The following is a 16,293-nucleotide window of genomic DNA, read 5'->3' on the forward strand; positions in this document are numbered from 1 at the left end:
CGACGCCATCGAAACCTGGATTGGCGGAGTCTTGCATGCCGGCGTGGCGCACTATCAGTTTGTGGATGGACCAACTCGACGAGCCGCTGACCGCGCGCCCGTCGCTTGCGCAGGACCTGGATGTCGACGTGGCGATCATCGGCGCCGGTTACACCGGACTGTGGACTGCGTACTACCTGAAACAACAGGCGCCGAGCCTGAACATTGCCATCATCGAAGCGCAAACCGCCGGGTTCGGCGCGTCCGGTCGCAACGGCGGCTGGTTGATGGGCAATCTGCTGGGCGAGGATCGTTTGCTGGCGGGCCTGTCACCACAACAACGCCGCGCTTCGTTCGACCTGTTGCACAGCATTCCCGATGAAGTAGAAATCGTCCTGGAACGCGAAGGCATCGACTGCGACTACCGTAAGGGCGGAGTGCTGTATTGCGCCGCGCGCTATCCCGAGCAGGAAGCCAGTCTTCGCGACTACCTGAAAAAGCTCCACGCCCAAGGCCTGACCGACGACGATTACCGTTGGCTCAGCCCGGAGCAACTGGCGCAGCAGCTGCGCATTGCCAAACCCTACGGCGCCATCTTCGCCCCGCATGTGGCGACCATTCACCCGGCGAAACTGGTGCGCGGTCTGGCGCGAGCCGTCGAAGGCCTGGGGGTGAAGATTTACGAAAACAGCCCGGTGACCCATTGGCAGGCCGGCAGCCTGCGGACCGACAACGCCAGTGTGCGCAGTCGCTGGATCGTTCCGGCCATCGAAGGCTATTCCGTCACGCTGCCACCGCTGGGTCGTTATCAATTGCCGGTGCAAAGCCTGATCGTCGCCACCGAGCCGTTGCCCGCTGCGACCTGGGATGCAATCGGCCTCAGTCGGGGCCAGGCTTTCAGCGAGTTCAGCCGTCAGGTCACTTACGGCCAGCGTAGCGCCGACAACCGCCTGATCTTCGGCGCCCGTGGCGGTTATCAATTCGCCGGCCAACTGCGGCATAACTTCGACCTGACCCGCGATGAAGTCGAACTGCGGCGCTACCTGTTCGGCGAACTGTTCCCACAACTGAAAAACGTACAGATCACCCACGCCTGGGGCGGCAACCTCGGCATGTCCCGGCATTTCAAACCGCACATGCTCTGCGATCGGGCCAACGGCATCGCGCTGTCCGGCGGCTATGGCGGGGAGGGTGTCGGCGCTTCCAATCTGGGCGGGCGGACGCTTGCGGATCTGATTCTCGAGCGCGACACCGAGCTGACGCATCAACCATGGGTGCTGCCCGATGGCGGGATCCACGCATTGCGCGCCTGGGAGCCGGAACCGTGCCGCTGGCTCGGCTACAACGCGATCATCAAAAGCTTCGTCCACGAAGACCAGACCCTGGCCAACCCGGCGACTGCGCCCTGGCGGCGCAAGCTTGCCCGCCAGGTGGCCGGGTTCATGGAAGGTTTCATGCACTGAACGTTGTTTACTACCAGACAGGTAACGCCATGAGCATCACCCAATTCAAGAACACCGCCACGTTGCAACTGGAAGATTCAAACCCCGTGGCCGTGCCGCTCGGCACGCCGGTAGCGATTGCCTCGACCACCAGCGTCGAGCGCGACGACGGCGTCGAAACCGGCGTCTGGGAATGCACCCCAGGTCGCTGGCGCCGGCAGATCACTGCTCAAGAGTTCTGCCATTTCATTTCCGGTCGCTGCACGTTCACCCCGGACGACGGCGGCGAAACCCTGCACATACAAGGTGGCGACGCACTGATGTTGCCGGCCAATACGCTCGGGATCTGGGACATCGAGGAAACCGTACGCAAGACCTATGTCCTGATTTTCTGACGTTTTGATCCTTTTGATTGCCTGCCAACAACAATAGCCAATACAGGAATCGATCCATGATCCGAAAGACCCTCGCGCTCGCACCTTTGATGCTCGCCGTTTCCCTTGCTCAGGCCGCGGATACGGTCAAGGTTTACAACTGGTCCGACTACATCGCGCCGGACACCGCCAAGAACTTCGAAAAGGCCAGCGGCATCGGCGTTACCTATGACGTCTACGACAGCAACGAAACCCTCGACGGCAAGCTGATGACCGGCAAATCCGGTTACGACGTGGTGTTTCCCTCCAACCACTTCATGGCGCGGCAGATCGAGGGCGGGGCGCTGAAGAAGCTCGACAAGAGCCAGCTGCCCAACTGGAAGAACCTCAACCCGGTATTGCTCAAAGCCCTGCAGACCAACGATCCGGGCAACGAACACGGCTTTCCGTACCTGTGGGGCAGCACCGGCATCGGCTACAACATCGCCAAGGTCAAGGCCGTGCTGGGTGACAACGCGCCGGTGGACTCCTGGGATCTGATTTTCAAACCCGAATACATGGAAAAACTGCAGAAATGCGGTGTGGCAATCCTCGACAACGGCCCGGAACTGTTGCCGGCAGCGCTCAACTACCTGGGGTTGCCGCATCACAGCAAGAACCCCGAGGACTACAAGAAAGCTGAAGCGCTGCTGATGAAAGTGCGGCCGTATGTCAGCTACTTCCATTCCTCGAAGTACACCAGCGACCTGGCCAATGGCGACATTTGCGTGGCTGTCGGTTTCTCCGGCGACATCCTGCAAGCGGAAAACCGCGCCAAAGAGGCGAAGAACGGCATCGACATCGGCTACGAAATTCCCAAGGAAGGTGCCGCCATCTGGTTCGACATGGTCGCCATGCCCGCCGACGCACCGGACGAGAAGGCCGGTTACGCGTTCATGAACTACCTGCTGCGCCCGGACGTGATGGCTGGCATCAGTAACTACGTGCACTACGCCAATGGTAACGAGCAGGCGGACAGCCTGATCGATCCGGCGATCAAGAACGACACCAAGGTTTATCCGAGTCCGGAGATGATGGGCAAGCTGTTTGCGCTGGAGGCGATGCCGTTGAACATTGACCGGATCCGGACGCGGGTGTGGAACAAGATTCGGACCGGTAGCTGAAGGAAAAAAGGCGAGGGCGGCACAGCCCTCGCCTGACTATGTTCTGTTGGATCAACTTGATATCAAACCACTGGCATTGCATCGGTAAAGTGCAGCAAAGTGAGACGCTGCTAACAAAAAACAACTTACTGATATTTAATATTTAAATAAGAAATCGTCAGACAATTAGGCAGCCTCACCACACTTTCAAACTTCTTTTGGCAGCACGTGCTTTGTTTACGGGAGTTTCCCGGAACAGTTCAATTTGATCTCGAAAAAATGCTAGACGACAGATTTCAAATTGTGTCAGGTTTCTTACGCCTTCATTGGGCGAGTGATAGGACAATCTCGCCAGAGGTTGTCGCTATCGGACAAAAACTGTTCCATTGCTAAACAAGGAAGTGTGTTTATGTCGAAAGTAAAAGCTAACGCTATTGATACCGCCGAACAGGCTTTTGAGCTGAACGCGGCGCCGCAACCTCTGGCAGCGACCAGCACGGCGTATAACCAGATCAATGGCTTCAGCCACCAGTACGATCGTGGCGGTAACCTCACGGTCAATGGCAAACCCTCCTTTTCCGTCGACCAGGCCGCAACCCAGTTGCTGCGCGACGGCGCTGCCTACCAGGACAAGGATGGCAGCGGCAAGATCGAACTTACCTACACGTTCCTGACTTCGGTATCGTCCAGCACGATGAACAAGCACGGGATCACCGGGTTCAGTCAGTTCAGTGCTCAACAGAAAGCCCAGGCCGTGCTCGCCATGCAATCCTGGGCCGACGTGGCCAACGTCACCTTCACCGAGAAAGCGTCGGGCGGTGATGGCCACATGACCTTCGCCAACTACAGCGGTGGCGTGGACGGCGCAGCAGCGTTCGCCTACCTGCCGGGCACCGGTCCGGGTTACGACGGCACTTCGTGGTACTTGATCAACAGCGGTTACACGCAGAACAAGACCCCGGACCTGAACAACTACGGCCGTCAGACCCTGACCCACGAAATCGGCCACACCCTTGGCCTGGCGCACCCGGGCGACTACAACGCCGGCAACGGCAACCCGACCTACAATGACGCGACCTACGGTCAAGACACCCGCGGCTACAGCGTCATGAGCTACTGGAGCGAAAGCAACACCAGCCAGAACTTCAGCAAGGGCGGCGTGGAAGCCTATTCCTCCGGTCCGCTGATGGATGACATCGCAGCGATCCAGAAGCTCTACGGCGCCAACATGACCACCCGAACCGGTGACACCACCTACGGCTTCAACTCCAACGCCGGTCGCGATTTCCTCAGCGCCTCGTCGTCGGCCGACAAGCTGGTGTTCTCGGTGTGGGATGCGGGCGGCAAGGACACCTTCGACTTCTCGGGCTTCACCCAGAACCAGAAGATCAACCTCAATGAAGCCTCGTTCTCCGACGTTGGCGGCCTGGTGGGCAACGTGTCCATCGCCAAGGGCGTCACCATCGAGAACGCCATCGGCGGTTCGGGCAACGACCTGCTGATCGGCAACAGCGCGGCCAACGAGCTCAAGGGCGGTGCCGGTAACGACATCATCTGGGGTGGCGGGGGTGCCGACAAGCTGTGGGGCGGCGCGGGTTCGGACACCTTTGTGTTCGCGGCCAGCTCCGACTCCAAGCCGGGTGCGATCGATCAGATCCTCGATTTCGTCAGTGGCCTGGACAAAATCGACCTGACCGGTATCACCAAGGGTGCCGGCCTGCACTTCGTCAGCGCCTTCACCGGCGCGGCGGGTGATGCGGTTCTGACGTCGTCGGGCGGCAACAGCCTGCTGTCGGTGGACTTCTCCGGGCACGGCGTGGCTGATTTCCAGGTCAGCACCGTTGGCCAGGCGGCTCTCAGCGACATCGTGGCGTGATGTAACACGGGAAAGCGGTGCGTGATGCGCCGCTTTCTTTACTTGCATCGCCATGGCCGGTAAGCAAGGCTACGTGCCGGAGTGAAATTTCCTATGATCCAATTCGCTTTTACCCGCAATGCGGCGGCGTACTTGTTGCCGATGCTGATGATGATTTCCGGAGAAACAACCATGGCAAGCAGCCTGAGACTCGAAGACCCATCGCTATTTGCCGGGCAGTGGCAAGCGACCCTGAGTGCCCGCAGTGACAGCGCCGAAGCACAAGCGATGCAGGACAAACCGTCGAATACCTGCCAGATCGATCTCGAAGCCAACCGGACCTTGGGCAAAGGTGCCGATTGCCTGAGCGCGTGGTTGCAGGACGCTGCCATCGGCTGGTTCCCCGATCCTGACGGTCTGTCGATCACTGGCAAGGAAGGCTCAAGAATCCAGTTTTTCAGCCGACAACGTGATGGGCTTTATCTGAGCACTTTGAAGTCGGGCCTGGTGATTACACTCAAGCGTGCTGTACAGCAACCTTGATGACCAAAACCGACTGACCGTTTAAATATAAAGCACCCCGTTACAGTTATAAGCCGCAGTGCAATAACACGGAGGCCGGTTTTAATCGGGGAAGTTGTTATTGAAGTGTAAGCAAATGCTGGCGGTGTATGTCTCGCTCTCATGGCGAGCAATCAATTTGAAGTCTCGCCAAGCAGGGCGGGAAATACCATTTCAGGAATAATCAATGAAGATGGCGAAGGCCCAAGCCACCGCTCCCTTATTCAAGGCATTGGGTGACTATAAAAGCATTCTGATCAGCGTTGGATGCTTTACCGCACTGATTAACGTGCTGATGCTGGTGCCTTCCATATATATGCTCCAGGTCTACGACCGGGTGCTGTCTTCGCAGAACGAAACTACCCTGGCGATGCTGTCGCTGATGGTCGTCGGTTTCTTCGCGTTTATCGGCCTGCTGGAAGTGGTGCGCAGCTTTATCGTGATCCGCATCGGCAGCCAGTTGGAGCGCCGCTTCAACCTGCGGGTCTATCAGGCAGCTTTCGAACGTAACCTGTTCAAGGGCGAGGGCAACGCCGGGCAGTCCCTGGGCGACCTGACCCACATTCGCCAATTCGTCACCGGGCCTGCGCTGTTCGCGTTCTTCGATGCGCCGTGGTTCCCGGTTTATCTGTTTGTGATTTACCTGTTCAACGTCTGGCTCGGCGTGCTGGCCACAGCGGGAGCGTTGCTGCTGATCGCGCTGGCGTGCCTGAACGAATACATGACCAAGAAGCCGCTGGGCGAAGCCGCCGGTTATTCGCAGAAATCCAGCCAGTTGGCCACCAGCCACTTGCACAACGCCGAAACCATTCAAGCCATGGGCATGCTCGGCGCCTTGCGCAAGCGCTGGTTCCAGGTGCACTCGCGCTTCCTCGGCCTGCAGAATCAGGCCAGCGACACTGGCGCGGTGATCAGCTCGCTGAGCAAAACCTTGCGTCTGTGCCTGCAATCGCTGGTGCTGGGCCTCGGCGCACTGCTGGTGATCAAGGGTGACATGACCGCCGGGATGATGATCGCCGGCTCCATTCTGATGGGCCGGGTACTGAGCCCGATCGACCAGTTGATCGCCGTGTGGAAGCAGTGGAGCGGGGCGAAGCTGGCTTATCGTCGCCTCGATGCGTTGCTGCAAGCTTTCCCGCCGAGCGATGACGCCATGGCGCTGCCGGCGCCGAAAGGCCAGATCACCTTTGAACAAGTCAGCGCCGGCCCTCCGGGTCAACGCTCCGCGACCCTGCACATGGTCAACTTCAACCTGGCGGCCGGTGAAGTGCTGGGCGTGCTCGGTGCCTCCGGTTCCGGAAAATCGACCCTGGCGCGTGTGCTGGTCGGCGTATGGCCGGCCCTTGGTGGCACGGTACGTCTGGACGGCGCCGACATCCACCGTTGGAACCGCGATCAGCTCGGCCCATACATCGGCTATCTGCCGCAGGACATCGAGCTGTTCAGCGGCAGCATCGCCGAGAACATTGCGCGCTTCAGTGAAGCTGACCCGCAAAAGGTCGTGGCTGCCGCGCAACAGGCCGGCGTGCACGAACTGATCCTGCGCATGCCACAAGGCTACGACACGCAATTGGGCGAGGACGGCAGCGGTTTGTCCGGCGGCCAGAAACAGCGTGTGGCACTGGCCCGTGCGCTGTACGGCAACCCGAGCCTGGTAGTGCTGGATGAGCCGAATTCCAACCTCGACACCGTCGGCGAAGCCGCGTTGTCCAGCGCGATCGTGCAGCTCAAGGCCCAGGGCACCACCGTGGTACTGGTCACCCACCGTTCTTCGGTACTGGCTCAGGCCGACAAGCTGCTGGTACTCAACGACGGCCGTCTGCAGGCCTTCGGCCCGAGCCATGATGTGCTCAAGGCACTGTCCGGTAACCAGCCCGGCAACCCGCCACAACCAAACGAAAAACCTGCGCAAGCACCGGCCGGGCTCAGCATGAGCCGACAGTATCAGCCGACGACAAGGAATTCGGGTGTATGAGCAGCGCGAGCATGAACACGCAAAACGAAGCAAACATGGAACACGCGTACATCACCGAACGCCCGGAGCGCGATGCGAAGTTCTTCGCCCGCATGGGCTGGATTCTGGCGCTGGTCGGCGCTGGCAGTTTCTTCACCTGGGCGGCATTGGCGCCGCTGGATCAGGGCATTCCGGTGCAGGGCACCGTGGTGGTGTCGGGCAAGCGCAAGGCCGTGCAGTCGATGAGCAGCGGCGTGGTCAGCCGGATTCTGGTGCGTGAAGGCGAAATCGTGAAGCAGGGCCAGCCCTTGTTCCGCCTCGACCAGACCCAGGTTGCCGCCGACGTGCAGTCACTTCAGGCGCAATACCGCATGGCCTGGGCCAGCCTGGCGCGCTGGCAGGCCGAGCGTGACAACCTCAAACAAGTGACGTTTCCGGCAGAACTGAGCGACAACGCCGATCCGCGCCTGGCGCTGGTGCTGGAAGGTCAGCGGCAATTGTTCAGCAGCCGTCGCGAAGCGTTTGCCCGCGAACAGGCCGCCCTGCGCGCGAGCATCGAGGGCGCCACCGCGCAGCTGGCGGGCATGCGCCGCGCCCGAACTGACCTCAACGCTCAAGCCGATTCGCTGCAACAGCAGTTGAGCAACCTGCAACCGCTGGCCGACAACGGCTACATCCCGCGCAACCGCTTGATGGAATACCAGCGTCAGCTGTCCCAGGTTCAGCAGCAACTGGCCGAAAACACCGGCGAAAGTGGCCGAGTGGAGCAGGGCATCCTTGAGTCCCGCCTGAAGCTGCAACAACACGGTGAGGAATACCAGAAGGAGGTCCGCACCCAGCTGGCCGACGCGCAACTGAAAAGCGTCACCCTGTCCGAGCAACTGACCTCCGCCGGTTTCGACCTGCAACACAGCGAAATCCTCGCCACCGCTGATGGCGTGGCCGTCAACCTCGGTGTGCACACCGAAGGCGCCGTGGTGCGTCAGGGCGAAACCCTGCTGGAAATTGTTCCGCAAGGCACGCGCCTGGAAGTCGAAGGGCACCTGCCGATCAACCTGATCGACAAAGTCGGCACCCACTTGCCGGTCGACATCCTGTTCACCGCGTTCAACCAGAGCAAGACCCCACGGGTGCCCGGCGAAGTCAGCCTGATTTCTGCCGACCAGATGGTCGACGAGAAAACCGGCGTGCCGTACTACGTGTTGCGCAGCAGCGTCAGCGATCAGGCCATGGAAAAACTCAACGGCCTGGTGATCAAACCCGGCATGCCGGCGGAAATGTTCGTGCGCACTGGCGAACGTTCGCTCCTCAACTACCTGTTCAAGCCGCTGCTCGACCGCGCCGGTTCCGCGTTGACCGAAGAATAAGGATGTTCGGCTGTATGAATAAGCTTTCCATGCTGGCGGCAGCGTTCGCGCTGCTCGCGGGCAACAGTGCAGTGGCGGCCATGGGGCCGTTCGAGATCTACGAACAGGCGTTGCGCAATGACCCGGTGTTCCTCGGCGCGATCAAGGAGCGCGATGCAGGCCTCGAAAACCGCGCCATCGGCCGCGCCGGTCTGTTGCCGAAACTGGGTTACAACTACAACAAGGGTCGCAACTCGTCGAAGGCCACGTCCCTCGACGAACGCGCGCGCAATCGCACCGATGAGCGTAATTACAACAGCTACGGCTCGAGCCTGACCCTGCAACAACCGTTGCTCGACTACGAAGCCTACGCGGCGTATCGCAAGGGCGTGGCCCAGTCGCTGTTTGCCGACGAGAACTTCCGCGGCAAGAGCCAGGAACTGCTGGTTCGCGTACTGGATAACTACACCAAGGCTTTGTTTGCCCAGGACCAGATCGACATCGCGCTGGCCAAGAAGAAGGCGTACGAGCAGCAGTTCCAGCAGAACGAGCACATGTTCCGCCAAGGCGAGGGCACTCGCACCGATATCCTCGAAGCCGAGTCGCGTTATGAACTGGCAACCGCCGAGGAAATCGAGGCCCGCAACGAGCAGGACGCCGCGCTACGGGAACTGGGCGCATTGGTAGGGGTGCCGACGGTGGACATCAGTGATCTGGCGCCACTGGATCAGAACTTCCAGACATTCGCCCTGATGCCGGCCAACTACGACACCTGGCACGAACTGGCGATCAGCAACAACCCGAACCTGGCGTCCCAGCGTCAGGCGGTGGAAGTGGCGCGTTACGAAGTCGAGCGCAACCGCGCCGGGCACCTGCCGAAAGTCAGCGCTTACGCCACGATGCGCCAGAACGAATCGGAAAGCGGCAACACCTACAACCAGCGCTACGAAACCAACACCATCGGTTTTGAAGTCAGCGTGCCGTTGTACGCCGGTGGTGGTGTGTCGGCCTCGACCCGCCAGGCCAGCCGCACCATGGAACAGGCCGAATACGAACTGGACGGCAAGACCCGCGAGACGCTGATCGAATTGCGTCGTCAGTTCAGCGCCTGCCTGTCCGGGGTCAACAAGCTGCGCGCCTATCAAAAGGCCCTGGCCTCGGCCGAAGCGCTGGTAGTGTCGACCAAGCAAAGCATTCTCGGTGGCGAGCGAACCAACCTCGACGCACTGAACGCCGAGCAACAACTATTTACCACCCGCCGCGACCTGGCCCAGGCACGCTATGACTACCTCATGGCCTGGACCAAGTTGCATTACTACGCGGGCACCTTGAGCGAGCAGGATCTGGCGCGGGTGGATGAGGCCTTCGGACAAGGCCCAAGGACGCAATAACGCCGTAACTTCAACGCAAAAAAGCTTCAACCCAAAACAACAAAAAGAGTGGTGAACATGGACGTATGCATCAAGCCGATCACGGTCGGCACCCTGCTGCTTGTGATGTCTGCAACCCAGGCTCAGGCCCAATACCTCGAAGCCGGCAAACCCGGCGATCCCGCCAGTTGGCGCAGCGCCGAATTCCTGCGTGACTGGGGCCTGGGCCGGATGCAGGCCGATCAGGCCTACGCCGCCGGCATCACCGGCAAGGGTGTGAAGGTCGGCGCGCTGGACTCCGGTTTCGACGCCGCCCATCCCGAGTTCGCCAGCGACCGTTATCACCCGGTACTGGCCAGCGGCAGCTACCTCGACGGCACGCTGTTCAATGTCAACGGCACCCTCAATCCGAACAACGATTCCCACGGCACCCACGTGGTCGGCACCATGGGCGCGTCCCGTGATGGCACCGGCATGCATGGCGTGGCGTACAACGCGCAGATCTACGTTGGCAACACCAACAAGAACGACAGTTTCCTGTTCGGCCCCAACCCCGATCCGCGTTACTTCAAAGCGGTGTACGACGCCCTGGCCGACGCCGGCGTGCGGGCGATCAACAACAGTTGGGGCAGCCAGCCGCCGGATGTCAGCTATCGAACCCTCGCTGATCTGCATGCCGCTTACGCCCAGCACTGGAACAAAGGCACCTGGCTGGATGCGGCGGCGGATGTTTCCCGTCGCGGCGTGATCAATGTGTTCAGCGCCGGCAACAGCGGCTACCCGAATGCCAGCGTGCGTTCGGCGCTGCCGTATTTTCAACCGGATCTGGAAGGCCACTGGCTGGCGGTTTCCGGGCTCGATCAAAGCAATCAGCAGAAGTACAACCAGTGTGGCATTGCCAAGTACTGGTGCATCACCACGCCGGGGGCGAAGATCGACAGCACCATTCCCGACGGCGGTTATGCGATCAAGTCCGGCACCTCGATGGCCGCGCCGCACGCCACCGGCGCACTGGCGCTGGTGATGGAGCGCTATCCGTACATGAACAATCAGCAGGCGCTCGAAGTGTTGCTGACCACCGCCACCCAGCTCGACGGTTCGGTGACCAATGCGCCGACCGAACGGGTCGGCTGGGGCGTGGCCAACCTGTACCGGGCGATGCGTGGGCCGGGGCAATTGCTCGGGGCGTTCGACGCCCATCTGGCGGCCGGGCAGAGCGATGTCTGGAGCAATGACATCAGCGACAAAGCCCTGATCCAGCGCCAGAGCGAAGACCTCGCCGAACACAGCGCCTGGCAGCAAACCCTGCAAAGCAAGGGCTGGCAGAACGGCGTGCCGGCCGGTGCCAGCCAGCAGGATCAGACCGACTACGCCGTGGGCATGGCCCGTGACGCAGCGGCTTCCGCTCGGGTTTATCAAGGCAGCCTGATCAAATCCGGCGACGGGCGACTGATTCTGACCGGTGACAACACGTATCGTGGGCCGACCACGGTCAATGGTGGTCTGCTGACAGTGAACGGCTCGCTGACCTCGGCCGTGACTGTCAATGACGGCGGCACTCTTGGCGGTTCCGGGCGGATCGGTGCACTGACCGCTAACAGCGGTGGCCGTGTCGCACCGGGCAATTCCATCGGCACCTTGAATGTGGCCGGTGACGTGAACTTCGCGCCAGGCTCGACCTACGCCGTGGAGTTGTCTCCCACCAGCAGCGACCGCATCGTCGCCGGCGGCATCGCCTCCATCAACGGCGCCACCGTGAGCCTGTCGCTGGAAAACAGCCCGACACTGCTCAGCACCAGCGAAGCCAGAAGTCTGCTCGGCCAGCAGTACAACATTCTGCAAGCGGCGGGCGGCATTCAGGGTCGGTTCGGTGCAGTGCTGCCGGATTATCTGTTCATCGGTGGCAGCCTGGCCTACAGCGGCAACGGCATCGGCATCGGCATCGGCATCGGCATCGGCCTGAGTGTCGAGCGCAACGCGACATCGTTCGCCAGCGTCGGCCAGACACCGAATCAGCGCTCCGTGGCCACTGCCGTCGAAGGTCTGGGCGCGGGCAATTCCGTTTACGAAAGCCTATTGTTGTCGGCCACCGCCGGTGACGCGCAACAAGCCTTTCAACAGTTGAGCGGTGAAATCTACCCGGCCCTCGGCGCGGTGCTGATCAACGACAGCCGCCAACTGCGCGACGCCATCGGCGAACGCCTGCACGATGCCCAAGCCACGCAAAGCAACGGCTGGATCAAAGCTCTCGGCGCCTGGGGCACAACCGACTCTCGCCACGACACCGCCGGTTACAGCACCTCCATCGGTGGTTTGCTGGCCGGTGTCGACGGTGCCGTCGACGAGCAGACCCGCATCGGCCTGGTCACCGGCTACAGCGACAGTTCGCTGAGCATGGGCTCGGGCACCCATTCCTCGGCCAGGGTCGACAGCTATCACCTCGGCGCCTACGCCGGTCACGACATCGGCGCCTGGCGCCTGAGCACCGGCGCCGCCTACAGCTGGCATCGCGCCGATGTGAAGCGCGACTTGCAGTACGGCAATGTCAGCGCCAAACAGAAAGCCAAGGTCGATGCTGCCACCACTCAGGTATTCGGCGAGGCGGCTTATCGACTGAACCTGCAACCACTGGCCCTTGAGCCGTTCGCCAACCTGGCCTACGTACACCTCGACACCGACGGCTTCACCGAGAAGGGCGACGCCGCCGCGCTGGAAAGCGGCGACGACCAGCGCGACGCGGTGTTGAGCACCCTCGGCGTGCGGGCGATCAAGACCTTTGACCTGCCGTCCGCGCAGAAACTGCAAGTGAGCGGTCATCTGGGCTGGCAGCACAGCCTGACCGACATCGAATCCGAACAGCATTTGCGCTTCGCCAGCGGCAGCGCGCCGTACACCGTTGAAAGCTCGCCACCGGTGCGCGACGCCGCCCTGGTCGGCGTGCAGGCCAGCCTGGCGCTGACCCGCGACGTGCGGGTCAACCTCGATTACACCGGACAACTGGCCAGCCGCGAGAAACAACACGGCGTGGGCCTGAGCCTGAACTGGCAGTTCTAAACACACGGATGATCGTTCCCACGCGGGAGCGTGGGAACGATCAACGATCACTTCAATAGACGGATTTTTCGCAACATCACTAAGGAAGGTCGCTGGATGAAAAACAACAACACCCCCGCGCAATCGGGTGGCTGCTTTCGCCTGAAAACTCTCAACGTCGCCTTGCTCTGCGCACTGGCCACCTGGGGCAACGCAAACGCGGCGCCCTACGTGGAAAGCGGCCGGGCAGGGGATCCGGGCAGTTGGCGCAGCGCCGAATTCCAGGCCGACTGGGGCCTGGGCGCCATTGGTGCCGACCACGCCTACGCCGCCGGTTACACCGGTAAGGGCGTGAAACTGGGGATCTTCGACCAGCCGGTCTACGCCGCGCACCCGGAGTTTTCCGGCAGTAACAAAGTCATCACCCTGGTGACCTCGGGGATCCGCGAATACACCGACCCGTACATTCCGGTCAAAGCCGGGGACGCGTTTCGCTATGACGGTTCGCCCTCGGTCGGCTCCGACGGCAAGCTCGGCGCCCACGGTACTCACGTCGGCGGTATCGCCGCCGGCAGCCGTGACGGCGGGCCGATGCACGGCGTGGCGTTCGGCGCACAGATCATCAGCGCCGACAACGGCGACCCGGGCCCGGAAGACGGCATCGTGCGCGGCAACGACGGCGCGGTGTACAAGGCCGGCTGGGATGCGCTGATCGCCAGCGGCGCGCGGATCATCAACAACAGCTGGGGCATCGGCATCACCGACCGCTTCGACCTCGGCGGCCGTGACCCGGTGTTCCCGCACTTCACCGTCAACGACGCGCAACTGCAGTTCAACGAAATTCGCACACTGCTGGGCACCAAACCCGGCGGCGCCTACGACGGCGCAATTGCCGCCGCACGCAGCGGAATCGTGACGATCTTCGCGGCAGGCAACGACTACAACCTGAACAACCCGGACGCCATCGCCGGCCTCGGTTACTTCGTGCCGGACATCGCGCCGAACTGGATCACCGTCGCCGCCTTGCAGAAGAACCCGGATCTGGCCAGTGCCAACCCGTACATCATGAGTACGTTCTCTTCGCGCTGCGGCTACACCGCGAGTTTCTGCGTGTCGGCACCGGGTACGAAAATCTTCAGTTCGATCATCGAAGGCACCAACGCCGACAACCTGACCACGGGTTACAAGAACTACAACGGCACCTCGATGGCCGCGCCGCACGTGGCCGGTTCCATCGCAGTGCTGATGGAGCGCTTCCCGTACATGACCGGCGATCAGGTCGCCAGCGTTTTGCGCACCACGGCCACCGACCTCGGCGCACCGGGCATCGACGCCCTGTACGGCTGGGGCATGATCAACCTGCGCAAGGGCATCGACGGCCCGGCGATGTTCGTCACCGAGCAGGACATTCCCGAAGAATTCCGCATTCAGGGCGCCTACGGTTCCGGTCAGTTCGTGGCCGATCTGCCGGGCATCGGCGCGATCATTGATGCGGGCAAGCCCACCGAGCGCGTGTGCAACGACATCACCTGCGGGCTCGACACTTGGCGCAACGACATTTCCGGCCATGGCGGTTTGACCAAGCAGGGCATCGGCACCCTGGTGCTGACCGGCAACAACACCTACAGCGGCCCGACCCTGGTCAATCAGGGGCGATTGGCAATCAATGGCTCGCTGCAATCGGCGGTGACGGTCAATGACGGCGGCATCCTCGGCGGTAACGGCCGGATCGGTGCGCTGACCGCCAACAGCGGCGGTACCGTGGCGCCGGGCAATTCCATCGGCACCCTGAACGTGGCCGGTGACGTGACCTTCGCACCGGGTTCGACCTATGCGGTGGAAGTGTCCCCGACCAGCAGCGACCGGATCGTCGCCGGCGGCAAAGCGCTGATCGAAGGCGCAACCGTGACTATGTCGCTGGAAAACAGCCCGACGCTGCTGACCACGGGCGAAGTGAAAAGCCTGCTCGGCACCCAGTTCAACATCTTGCAGGCAGCGGGCGGTATTGAAGGGCAGTTCGGACAAGTGTTGCCCGACTACGCGTTCCTCGGCGGCACCCTGGCTTACTCGGCAAACGGTGTGCAACTGGACGTCGGCCGTAATGGCGCCTCGTTCGCCAGCGTCGGCCTGACCCCGAACCAGCGCGCGGTCGGTGCTGCCGCCGAACGCCTCGGCGCCGGCAATGCGTTGTTCGAAACCCTGTTGCTGTCGCCGTCGGCGGCCGCTGCGCAGGATGCCTTCCAGCAACTGTCCGGCGAGATTCACCCGGCGATCGGCACGCTGCTGATCAACGACAGCCGCTACTTGCGCGATGCGGTGGGCGAACGTCTGCGTGAGCGTGATCTGTTCGACGCCGGCGCGCCGACCGATGACCGCAGCAACGCCTGGCTCAAAGTGCTGGGCGCCTGGGGCAAGAGCGATGGCGGGTCGAAATACGCCGATTCCACCAGCTCCATCGGCGGCCTGCTGGCCGGTGTCGACGGCTTGATCGCTGAAGATACCCGTCTGGGTTTCGTTACTGGCTATAGCGACAGCTCGTTGAGCATGGGCGACGGGACACATTCGTCCGCCTCGGTCGACAGCTATCACTTGGGCGCCTACCTGGGGCATCAGATCGATGCGCTGCGTCTGACCGCCGGTGCGGCCTACAGCTGGCATCGCATTGACGTCAAACGCGACCTGCAATTCGGTGGCGTCAGCGGCAAACAGAAAACCAAGCGCGATGCGACCACCGCGCAACTGTTCACAGAAGCGGCCTACGACCTGGGCCTGCAACCGATGAACCTGGAGCCGTTCGCCAATCTGGCCTACGTGCACCTCAACAGCGACAGCTTCACCGAGAAGGGTGATGCCGCCGCACTGAAGGGCGGCGAAGACAACCGCGACGTGGTGTTGTCGACCCTCGGTGTACGGGCCAAACGCACGTTTGCCCTGTCGGAGAAACACCAGCTGGAACTGGGCGCAAGCCTGGGCTGGCAGCACAACTTGAGCCGCGTGGATGCTGACAGTCACCTGGCGTTCGCCAATGGCAACAGTGCATTCACCGTGCAAAGTGTGTCGATGGATCGAGATGCCGCGGTGGTCGGCGTGCGCGCCGGGCTGGCGCTCAATCGCGATGTCCGGGTCAACCTGGATTACAACGGGCTGATCGGCTCCAACGAAAAGGACCACGGTGTGGGCCTGACGCTGGACTGGCAGTTCTAAGGGGTAGCGGCAGTTCTTTCGAGAACTGCCGTT

At 61.7% G+C, this 16,293-nt stretch carries 10 protein-coding genes; all 10 read left to right on the top strand.

The window, feature by feature from the left end:
* Positions 1-35: 35 nt before the first annotated feature.
* The 10 genes from K3819_RS14815 to K3819_RS14860 all read left to right on the top strand — a co-directional run bounded on the left by K3819_RS14815 (position 36) and on the right by K3819_RS14860 (position 16,260).
* A complete protein-coding gene (locus K3819_RS14815; RefSeq protein WP_221397317.1) occupies positions 36-1,442 on the top strand; it encodes an FAD-binding oxidoreductase in 1,407 nt (468 codons plus the stop codon).
* Between the two features lie 29 nt (positions 1,443-1,471).
* Positions 1,472-1,816, top strand: coding sequence for a cupin domain-containing protein (locus K3819_RS14820; RefSeq protein ID WP_221397318.1), 345 nt, complete (start codon positions 1,472-1,474; stop codon positions 1,814-1,816).
* Between the two features lie 56 nt (positions 1,817-1,872).
* Positions 1,873-2,958 carry a polyamine ABC transporter substrate-binding protein gene (locus tag K3819_RS14825; protein WP_221397319.1) on the top strand — a complete coding sequence of 362 codons (1,086 nt, stop codon included), beginning with the start codon at positions 1,873-1,875 and terminating at the stop codon, positions 2,956-2,958.
* A gap of 388 nt (positions 2,959-3,346) precedes the next feature.
* Positions 3,347-4,813, top strand: a complete 1,467-nt coding sequence (locus K3819_RS14830) for a serralysin family metalloprotease (protein WP_221397320.1) — start codon at positions 3,347-3,349, stop codon at positions 4,811-4,813.
* A gap of 93 nt (positions 4,814-4,906) precedes the next feature.
* Complete coding sequence (locus K3819_RS14835; protein ID WP_158090081.1) at positions 4,907-5,335, top strand: AprI/Inh family metalloprotease inhibitor; 429 nt, start codon at positions 4,907-4,909, stop codon at positions 5,333-5,335.
* A 205-nt stretch (positions 5,336-5,540) separates the two neighbouring features.
* A complete protein-coding gene (locus K3819_RS14840) occupies positions 5,541-7,328 on the top strand; it encodes a type I secretion system permease/ATPase (protein WP_064596529.1) in 1,788 nt (595 codons plus the stop codon).
* Complete coding sequence (locus tag K3819_RS14845) at positions 7,325-8,674, top strand: HlyD family type I secretion periplasmic adaptor subunit (RefSeq protein WP_221397321.1); 1,350 nt, start codon at positions 7,325-7,327, stop codon at positions 8,672-8,674. The genes K3819_RS14840 and K3819_RS14845 overlap by 4 nt, the downstream gene beginning before the upstream one ends.
* A 2-nt stretch (positions 8,675-8,676) precedes the next feature.
* Entirely contained in the window at positions 8,677-10,044 is a 1,368-nt protein-coding gene (locus K3819_RS14850) for a TolC family outer membrane protein (protein WP_221397322.1), read from the top strand.
* 57 nt (positions 10,045-10,101) lie between these two features.
* Positions 10,102-13,077 (top strand): autotransporter serine protease, encoded by a 2,976-nt coding sequence (locus tag K3819_RS14855; protein ID WP_221397323.1) that lies wholly within the window; start codon positions 10,102-10,104, stop codon positions 13,075-13,077.
* Between the two features lie 96 nt (positions 13,078-13,173).
* Positions 13,174-16,260 (top strand): autotransporter serine protease, encoded by a 3,087-nt coding sequence (locus K3819_RS14860; RefSeq protein WP_221397324.1) that lies wholly within the window; start codon positions 13,174-13,176, stop codon positions 16,258-16,260.
* Positions 16,261-16,293: the final 33 nt, after the last annotated feature.

The organism is Pseudomonas sp. 3-2 (assembly GCF_019710535.1).
Classification (GTDB): Bacteria; Pseudomonadota; Gammaproteobacteria; order Pseudomonadales; family Pseudomonadaceae; genus Aquipseudomonas; species Aquipseudomonas pharyngis.

Excerpts from the sequence above, each read along its gene's own strand:
- K3819_RS14840 (WP_064596529.1), top strand. The coding sequence starts at position 5,541 with ATGAAGATGGCGAAGGCCCAAGCCACCGCTCCCTTATTCAAGGCATTG.
- K3819_RS14825 (WP_221397319.1), top strand. The coding sequence starts at position 1,873 with ATGATCCGAAAGACCCTCGCGCTCGCACCTTTGATGCTCGCCGTTTCC.
- K3819_RS14855 (WP_221397323.1), top strand. The coding sequence starts at position 10,102 with ATGGACGTATGCATCAAGCCGATCACGGTCGGCACCCTGCTGCTTGTG.
- K3819_RS14845 (WP_221397321.1), top strand. The coding sequence starts at position 7,325 with ATGAGCAGCGCGAGCATGAACACGCAAAACGAAGCAAACATGGAACAC.
- K3819_RS14860 (WP_221397324.1), top strand. The coding sequence starts at position 13,174 with ATGAAAAACAACAACACCCCCGCGCAATCGGGTGGCTGCTTTCGCCTG.
- K3819_RS14835 (WP_158090081.1), top strand. The coding sequence starts at position 4,907 with ATGATCCAATTCGCTTTTACCCGCAATGCGGCGGCGTACTTGTTGCCG.
- K3819_RS14850 (WP_221397322.1), top strand. The coding sequence starts at position 8,677 with ATGTTCGGCTGTATGAATAAGCTTTCCATGCTGGCGGCAGCGTTCGCG.
- K3819_RS14820 (WP_221397318.1), top strand. The coding sequence starts at position 1,472 with ATGAGCATCACCCAATTCAAGAACACCGCCACGTTGCAACTGGAAGAT.
- K3819_RS14830 (WP_221397320.1), top strand. The coding sequence starts at position 3,347 with ATGTCGAAAGTAAAAGCTAACGCTATTGATACCGCCGAACAGGCTTTT.
- K3819_RS14815 (WP_221397317.1), top strand. The coding sequence starts at position 36 with ATGCCGGCGTGGCGCACTATCAGTTTGTGGATGGACCAACTCGACGAG.